At 70.0% G+C, this 7242-nt stretch carries 8 protein-coding genes; 4 read left to right on the top strand and 4 right to left on the bottom strand.

Annotated features, from left to right (window positions below):
- Together OO62_RS34780 and OO62_RS34775 are read left to right on the top strand one after the other, a co-directional pair.
- A partial coding sequence (locus OO62_RS34780) for a cytochrome c oxidase subunit I (protein ID WP_211267961.1) occupies window positions 1–637 on the top strand: 637 nt, incomplete at its 5' end.
- Window positions 634–972 carry a hypothetical protein gene (locus OO62_RS34775; protein ID WP_033271710.1) on the top strand — a complete coding sequence of 113 codons (339 nt, stop codon included), beginning with the start codon at window positions 634–636 and terminating at the stop codon, window positions 970–972. The genes OO62_RS34780 and OO62_RS34775, both read left to right, overlap by 4 nt.
- A 40-nt stretch (window positions 973–1012) precedes the next feature.
- Here the strand turns inward: OO62_RS34775 and OO62_RS34770 are convergent, their stop codons facing one another.
- From OO62_RS34770 to OO62_RS34755, 4 genes are all read right to left on the bottom strand, one after another.
- Window positions 1013–1735, bottom strand: a complete 723-nt coding sequence (locus OO62_RS34770) for a hypothetical protein (RefSeq protein ID WP_228332426.1) — start codon at window positions 1733–1735, stop codon at window positions 1013–1015.
- A gap of 63 nt (window positions 1736–1798) precedes the next feature.
- A complete protein-coding gene (locus OO62_RS34765) occupies window positions 1799–2167 on the bottom strand; it encodes a DUF6114 domain-containing protein (RefSeq protein WP_033271708.1) in 369 nt (122 codons plus the stop codon).
- Window positions 2158–2778, bottom strand: a complete 621-nt coding sequence (locus OO62_RS34760) for a DUF6230 family protein (protein ID WP_033271707.1) — start codon at window positions 2776–2778, stop codon at window positions 2158–2160. Before OO62_RS34760 ends, OO62_RS34765 begins: the two co-directional genes overlap by 10 nt.
- 362 nt (window positions 2779–3140) lie before the next feature.
- Complete coding sequence (locus OO62_RS34755) at window positions 3141–4373, bottom strand: cytochrome P450 (protein ID WP_033271706.1); 1233 nt, start codon at window positions 4371–4373, stop codon at window positions 3141–3143.
- 250 nt (window positions 4374–4623) lie between these two features.
- On the opposite strand from OO62_RS34755, the gene OO62_RS34750 reads away from it, so the two are divergent.
- Window positions 4624–5793: a steroid 3-ketoacyl-CoA thiolase gene (locus OO62_RS34750; RefSeq protein ID WP_033271705.1), complete on the top strand. Its 1170-nt coding sequence runs from the start codon at window positions 4624–4626 to the stop codon at window positions 5791–5793.
- A gap of 141 nt (window positions 5794–5934) precedes the next feature.
- Window positions 5935–7242 (top strand): lipase family protein, encoded by a 1308-nt coding sequence (locus tag OO62_RS34745; protein ID WP_033271704.1) that lies wholly within the window; start codon window positions 5935–5937, stop codon window positions 7240–7242.

The following is a 7242-nucleotide window of genomic DNA, read 5'->3' as shown; positions in this document are numbered from 1 at the left end:
GGCGGTCGGCTTCCTGATCACCTTCACCTTCGGTGGTCTGACCGGTGTCATCCTGGCCTCGCCGCCGATGGACTTCCACATCTCCGACTCGTACTTCGTGGTGGCCCATTTCCATTACGTGGTCTTCGGCACGGTCGTCTTCGCGATGTTCTCCGGCTTCCACTTCTGGTGGCCGAAGTTCACCGGCAAGATGCTGGACGAGCGCCTCGGCAAGATCACCTTCTGGACCATGTTCCTCGGCTTCCACGGCACTTTTCTCGTCCAGCACTGGCTGGGCGCGGAGGGCATGCTGCGCCGCATTCCCGACTATCTCGCCGCCGACGGCTTCACCACCCTGAACACCGTCTCCAGCATCTTCTCGTTCCTCCTCGGCCTGTCGATCCTGCCGTTCCTCTACAACGTCTGGAAGACGGCGAAGTACGGCAAGAAGGTCGAGGTCGACGACCCGTGGGGCTACGGCCGTTCGCTGGAGTGGGCGACCTCCTGCCCGCCGCCGCGGCACAACTTCCTGACCCTGCCCAGAATTCGCTCCGAATCCCCGGCATTCGACCTGCACCACCCCGAGATCGCCCAGGAGATCGCGGCCCTGCCGGACGCCGAGAACGCCCGCGGCAGGGAAATCGGGGCCCGCCCATGAACCGGATGGACCAGGCCATCAACGAGATCGAGGGATATCTCCTCTGGGAGGCGGAGAAGGACCGGGCGCGGTCCCGCGCCCATGCCTTCTGCGCCGGCTTGCCCTGGCTGACCGATACCCAGCGGAAGGAAGTCGAGTCGCGCTACTGCGAGGACCAACGGGACACCTCGCGCGCCTATCTGGAACGTATTGCGGTCCGCAGCGCCAGTCTGCGGACCGAATACGAGAGCGTCTACCGCGCCCTGCGGCGACGGCTGGTCACCGCGTTCCTCAGCGGCACGCTGGCCGTGGCGGTGGTGGTGGCCATGGCGGCCGCCGGCCTGGCCGCGCGCTGAGCAGGCCCGAAGCAGCTCAGCGGCTCGGCCGGCCGGCTCGTCACCCGGTGACGGTGATCTGGGACGTGGGGTCGGTGGTGTCGCTGACCTGGTACGTCGCGTTGAACGTCGAGGTGGTCGCACTGGTCGGGCAGCCGAAACCGCCCACCACCTTGACCGGCACCGCGGCGTTGGTGAAGGCCAGGGTGGAGGGCGCGCCGTTGGTCCAGCTGCCGTTCACGGTGGCTGCCGAGGTGGGCGCCGCCGTCACCGTGCAGGACGCCAGCCCGCTGGTCTTGAGGACGAACCCGCCGGTGGGGATGGTCAGTCCGGCGGTGACCGGTGTGCCGTTCTGCATGGACACGCCCCAGGTGCCGGACGTGCTGACGGTCGCGCTGACGCCGGGCATGCTCGTCGTGCACGAACCGTAGGTCGCCGGGGTGGTGGAACTGCTCACCGGGCCGGACGCGTTCTGGTTACCGGGCGCGGCCGGCACCTGACCGCTGGAGGTCGAGGTGCTACAGGTGACGGTCACCGAACCGGCCTTGAAGGTGGCCTTGCCGCTGAGCTTGGCGGTGAACGCGTGACCCGCGGGGCTCACGGTCGTCGAGTCCGCGGTGCCCGGCGCCCCGGCAGGCTGCGCCGCAGCGGAGCCGGTCAGCCCGGCGGCGAGCCCGAGTGCGGCGACCGCCCCGGTGCCGACGGCACGTAAGACGCGTCTACGGTGCGCGCCGCGCCGGTCGCTTGCGGGATGCACGAGGGACGTGGGGGGTGTGGGGTCCACGTGAGTCATCTTGGGCGTCCTTCCAGAGGGGGGTGCGGGTGCGAGTAACGGACCATGTGCCGCTCACTTGCTGAGGGCCGGCTGGTCGCCGACGACCACCGGCTGCCAGGCGAAGATCATGGAGCCGCCGAGAATCCCGAGAACGGTGCCGATCAGAAAGCCACCGAGGTTGGACATCACCAGGGCCGCCGCCGCGCACAGGACGGTCAGGACGCCCGCGAGGCCCCGGTAGTGCGGCGCGAACCACGCCGAGAGCCCCATCACGATCATCACCAGCCCCATGAGCACCGACGGGATACCGGCGATGCCCTGCTGGAGCATGATCTTCAGCGGGGCCAGAGGGAGGGCACAGATCTCGGCGCCGGCGAGGACGGCCGCCAGGCCACCCCAGAAGGGGCGGCCCCTCCGCCAGCGCCGCCAGGTCAGAAGCATTCCTTCGTACCCTTGGAGATCTTCATGCTCAGCCCGGAGAGCTTGAACGTCCCGGCGTTGGTGGCCCAGGCGGTCTGGTGCAGATTGCTGATCCGGACGTCGTCGGCCTGCTGGGCGAAGAGGTCCTGCATTCCCTGGGCGCTGGCCGGGCCCTTGTCCAGGGTGGAGGCGTCCCGGCCGATCTCGATGTTGTTGAAGGACGCGTTGCCGGAGAGCTGGGTGGCGTCCACAAAGAGATCGCGGGCCTCGACGGGCTTGCTGCCCGTCCCCGCATGCAGGTTGAGCGAGATGTCACCGACCACGGGCAGGTGCGTGACCACTGACTGACAGAGGTTGTTCAGCTGTGCCGTCTTGATGGCGGTGACCGCCACCGGCAGGAGGTCGCCCCTGGCGTTGGTGTCGACACTGCCGTACTGGGCGAATCCGTCGCCGGTGAGGCTGTCGGCGGAGACCTTGAACTGCTGGCCCGATACGGCGAATGACGCCGCGAGGGCGCCGTTGGCGAGCGCGATGCCCAGCGCCGCGGTGCCGGCGAGGGCCGGGACGGACAGCACGGCGAACTTCCGCCAGCTGATGCGTCCCGTGACAGGTCTGCCGTGTGCGTCCTTCATGGTGTGTTTCCCCTTCGAAGAGCGTGGAGCGCGCTGTCGAAACAAGGTGGGGGGAAGGTGCGTGACCGTGGTGCGGTGAACAGGCGTGGGGAGCGGGCCGAGCGGGGGTGCGTGGGGAGAGCGGCACCGGCCGGTGTCGTGCCGGGCGGCGCGTGCTGCGGCGCGCTGCCGAGTGGAGCTGACTGCCGGGTGTTACTGGCGAGTTGAGTTGAATGTAAGTGCGCCAACGACGACTGGCAAGGTTGAGCGACAAACCGTTTTCGGACATACCGCTGTGCCCGGCAGCCGTTGCCGGCCACCGGGCACAGTGCGTGCGAGGACCTCGTCACGCCGCCGGCCGGGCCCGCCCCCGGCCACCGCGCTCAGCGGTAACGGACCCGTAGTTCCTTCACCCCGTTGAGCCACGCGGACCGCAGTCGCCGCGGGGTGCCGGCCAGGGAGATGTCGGGCATGGCGTCCGCGAGAGCGTTGAAGATCAGGTTGATTTCCAGGACCGCCAGGGACTTGCCGAGGCAGAAGTGGGGACCGCCGCCCCCGAAGCCCAGATGCGGATTGGGGTCGCGGGTGATGTCGAAGAGCTCGGGACGGTCGAAGACCTCGGGGTCGTTGTTGGCCGACGAGTAGAAGATCCCGACCCGCTGGCCCTTCTTGATCTTCGCCCCGCCCAGTTCGGTGTCCTGGGTGGCGGTCCGCTGGAAGGACACCACCGGCGTCGCCCAGCGCACGATCTCCTCCGCCGCCGTCGCGGGCCGCTCGCGCTTGTAGAGCTCCCACTGCTCGGGGTGGGTGAGGAAGGCGTGCATGCCGTGGGTGATGGCGTTGCGGGTGGTCTCGTTGCCGGCCACCGCCAACAGCAGGACGAAGAAGCCGAATTCGTCGGAGCCGAGGTTCCCCTCGTGCTCGGCCGCGACCAGCTGGCTGACGATGTCCTTGGCCGGGCACTCCTTGCGCGCCGCGGCGAGGTTCATGGCGTACGAGATCAGCTCCATCGCCGCGTTGGTGCCGACCTCTTCGGTGATGGCGAGTTCGGGATCGTCGTACGCGACCATCTTGTTCGACCAGTCGAAGATGCGGGCCCGGTCGTCCTGCGGGATGCCGATGAGCTCGGCGATGGCCTGGAGGGGGAGTTCGCAGGCCACATCGGTGACGAAGTCCCCGGTACCGCTCTCCCGCGCCGCGGCGACGATACGCGCCGCCCGCCCGCGCAGCGCCTCCTCCAGGGCGCGGATGGAGCGCGGGGTGAAGCCCCGCTGCACGATCTGGCGGACCCTGGTGTGTTCCGGCGGGTCCATGTTCAGCATGATCAGCTTCTGTACGTCGATCTGGTCCCGGGTCATGGACGCGTTGAAGCGGATGATCGAGGTGTTCAGGTGCGCGGAGAAGAGCTCCGGCTTGGTGGACACCTCCTTGACGTCCTGGTGCCGGGTGACGACCCAGTAGCCGTCGTCGTCGAAGCCGGCAATGCCGTGCGGCTGGGCGTTCCACCACACGGGCGCGGTCTGCCGCAGCTGCGCGAACTCGGGGAGCGGAACGCGGGACTGGTAGACGTCGGGATCGGTGAAGTCGAACCCCTCGGGCAGCGCTGGGCATGGCATCGGCGGCTCCTGGTCCGTGGTTCCATCCAGACTTCTGACGGTGCATCAGCTGTGGGGGTCGCGGTGAAGGTAGTAACGCGTTCTATAAGTGGCAAGAGTCGTGGCGATTCCTGTTGCGGACAAGGGGCTTGCATCCCCCTTGCGCGCCGGGGGGTGGCTCATAAGACTGTTCGCGGAACTAGAACGCGTACTAGTTCTTGTTCCGCGGGTGCCGGGACGCCCGCGGACGCGAGGAGAGGACGAGTCAGTCATGGCCGCGGAACCCGTCATCGTCGAAGCCGTACGCACCCCGATCGGCAAGCGCCAGGGCGCGCTCGCCAACCTCCACCCCGCCTACCTCCTGGGCGAGACCTACCGCGAACTCCTCGCCCGTACGGGCATCCAGCCCGACTGCATCGAACAGATCGTCAGCGGCACCGTCACCCACGCCGGAGAACAGTCCATGAACCCGGCGCGCAACGCCTGGCTGGCGATGGGCCTCCCGTACGAGACCGCGGCGACCACCGTGGACTGCCAGTGCGGCTCCTCCCAGCAGGCCAACCACATGGTCGCCAACATGATCGCGGGCGGCGTCATCGACATCGGCATCGGCAGCGGCGTCGAGGCGATGTCCCGGGTGCCGCTCGGCAGCGGCTCCAAGCACGGCCCCGGCAAGCCCTGGCCCGACGAGTGGAACGTCGATCTGCCCAACCAGTTCGAGGCGGCCGAACGCATCGCCCGCCACCGGGGGCTGACCCGCGAGAACGTCGACTCGCTCGGCCTCATCTCCCAGGAGCGGGCGGCGGCCGCCTGGGCCGAGGAGCGCTTCAAACGGGAGACGTTCGCCGTCCAGGTCCCCACCACCGAGGAGGAGCAGGCCGCGGGCCAGGGCATGTGGCGGCTGGTCGACCGCGACGAGGGGCTGCGCGACACCAGCATGGAGGCGCTCGGCGGCCTCAAGCCCGTCATGCCCACGGCCGTGCACACGGCGGGAAACTCCTCGCAGATCTCCGACGGCGCCGCCGCGGTCATGTGGGCCTCCAAGCGCATGGCGCGCGCCCTCAAACTCAAGCCGCGGGCCCGCATCGTGGCGCAGGCGCTGGTCGGCTCCGATCCGCACTTCCATCTGGACGGCCCGATCGACGCCACCCGCGCCGTGCTCGGCAAGGCCGGCATGTCCCTCAAGGACATCGACCTGGTCGAGATCAACGAGGCGTTCGCCTCCGTCGTGCTCTCCTGGGCGAAGGTGTTCGACCAGGACCTGGAGAAGGTGAATGTGAACGGCGGCGCCATCGCCCTCGGGCACCCGGTCGGCGCCACCGGCGCCCGCCTGATCACCACGGCGCTGCACGAACTGGAACGCCGGGACAAGGAATTCGCCCTGATCACCATGTGCGCGGGCGGTGCGCTGGCAACCGCGACGATCATCCAGCGGCTCTGACGCACGGCCGGGGCCGGGCGCGCGCGGCGACGGGCGTGCGGGGGTTCCCCTCCGCACGCCCGCCGTCAACCGTCGTGCACCCCGGTTGAGTTGTGCGGAAAACGCCTGCTGTGCGCCGCGGGACGTCCGTACCGTCGCACCATGAAGAACACGACCCAGCAGCACTTACCGCGGTCCCGCCGCCTCTCGCGCGGGGTGGCCACCGGCGCCGCCCTCCTGCTGACGGCGCTCACGACGGCACCGGCCGTGGCGGCCGCGCATCCCCTCCCCGCCCGGCAGGCGGAGACGGCACGGCCCGCCACGGCACAGGGAACCGCAGCCCGCACCGCCGCCTGGCGCGGCAGCCTGCTCTCCCTCATCCCCCTCGGCCGGCAGCACCGATCCCGGATCGTGGACCAGGCGCGGCAGACCGGCCTGGACGCCCACACCGCCCGCCACGACGTCGCCAACTACCGCCTGACCTACCGCACGATCACCGCCGACGGCCGTCCCACCACCGCCTCCGGCCTGCTCTCCCTCCCGCTCGGCACCGGCCGGCACCGGCTCCCCGCCGTCGTGCACGCCCACGGCACCCTCGCCTACCGCGGCTACGCACCCTCCGTCGGCGACGGCCTCGACCGGACCGTCTCGATGCTGTACGCCTCGGCCGGCCGCGCCGCCGTCGCCCCCGACTACCTCGGCCTCGGCACCGGCCCCGGCCGCCACCCGTACATGGACGCACGGTCCGCCGGCTCGGCCTCGCTCGACATGCTCCGGGCGGCCCGCACGGCCACCTCCCGGCTCGGCGCAACCCTGGACCGCAGGGTGTCCCTCACCGGCTTCTCGCAGGGCGGCCAGGTCGCCATGGAACTGGCGCGCGAGCTGGGCCGGGGTGCCGATCCCCGTTTCCGCCCCGGGACCGTCGCGCCGGTCGGCGGCCCGTTCGACCTGGACGGCAGCGAACTCCCCGGGATGTTCGACGGCCGGGTCAGCCCCCGCTCAGCCGTCTTCTACGTCTCCTTCTTCCTGACTGCCCAGAACCGTCTGCACCCGCTCTACCGCAGCCCCCGCGAGGTGTTCCGCGCCCCCTACGCCGACCGCGTCGAGGCCCTCTTCGACGGCGAGCACCCGGCGGAGAAGATCGCCGGCAAGCTGCCCGGCCGACTGGAGGACCTGCTCACCGACACCTGGTACCAGAAGCTCCGGCACCCGTCCGGCGCCCTGCTGACCGTCCTGCGGGCCAACGACCGCACCTGCGACTGGACGCCGGCCCGCGGCGTCCGGATCACCCTCTACACCGCCGGCGGCGACCACGACGTCCCCATGGCCAACAGCATCAGCTGCGCCAAGGAGTTGCGGGCCCACGGCGCCCGGCCCACGGTGGTCGACCAGGGTGCCGACGCCGACCACTTCACCTCTTTCCGGCGCTCCCAGCCGTCCCTCGCCCGCGACCTGCCCCGGATCCGCTGA

This window comes from Streptomyces lydicus (assembly GCF_000717345.1).
Classification (GTDB): domain Bacteria; phylum Actinomycetota; class Actinomycetes; order Streptomycetales; family Streptomycetaceae; genus Streptomyces; species Streptomyces lydicus.
Note: the sequence above shows the minus strand (reverse complement) of the source record. Positions and strands in the feature narration are given on the sequence as shown.

What these genes read in the sequence shown, in the direction of transcription:
- OO62_RS34755 (WP_033271706.1), bottom strand. Translation starts at nt 4,373, where the DNA reads ATGCCATGCCCAGCGCTGCCCGAGGGGTTCGACTTCACCGATCCCGAC.
- OO62_RS34750 (WP_033271705.1), top strand. Translation starts at nt 4,624, where the DNA reads ATGGCCGCGGAACCCGTCATCGTCGAAGCCGTACGCACCCCGATCGGC.
- OO62_RS34760 (WP_033271707.1), bottom strand. Translation starts at nt 2,778, where the DNA reads ATGAAGGACGCACACGGCAGACCTGTCACGGGACGCATCAGCTGGCGG.
- OO62_RS34765 (WP_033271708.1), bottom strand. Translation starts at nt 2,167, where the DNA reads ATGCTTCTGACCTGGCGGCGCTGGCGGAGGGGCCGCCCCTTCTGGGGT.
- OO62_RS34775 (WP_033271710.1), top strand. Translation starts at nt 634, where the DNA reads ATGAACCGGATGGACCAGGCCATCAACGAGATCGAGGGATATCTCCTC.
- OO62_RS34745 (WP_033271704.1), top strand. Translation starts at nt 5,935, where the DNA reads ATGAAGAACACGACCCAGCAGCACTTACCGCGGTCCCGCCGCCTCTCG.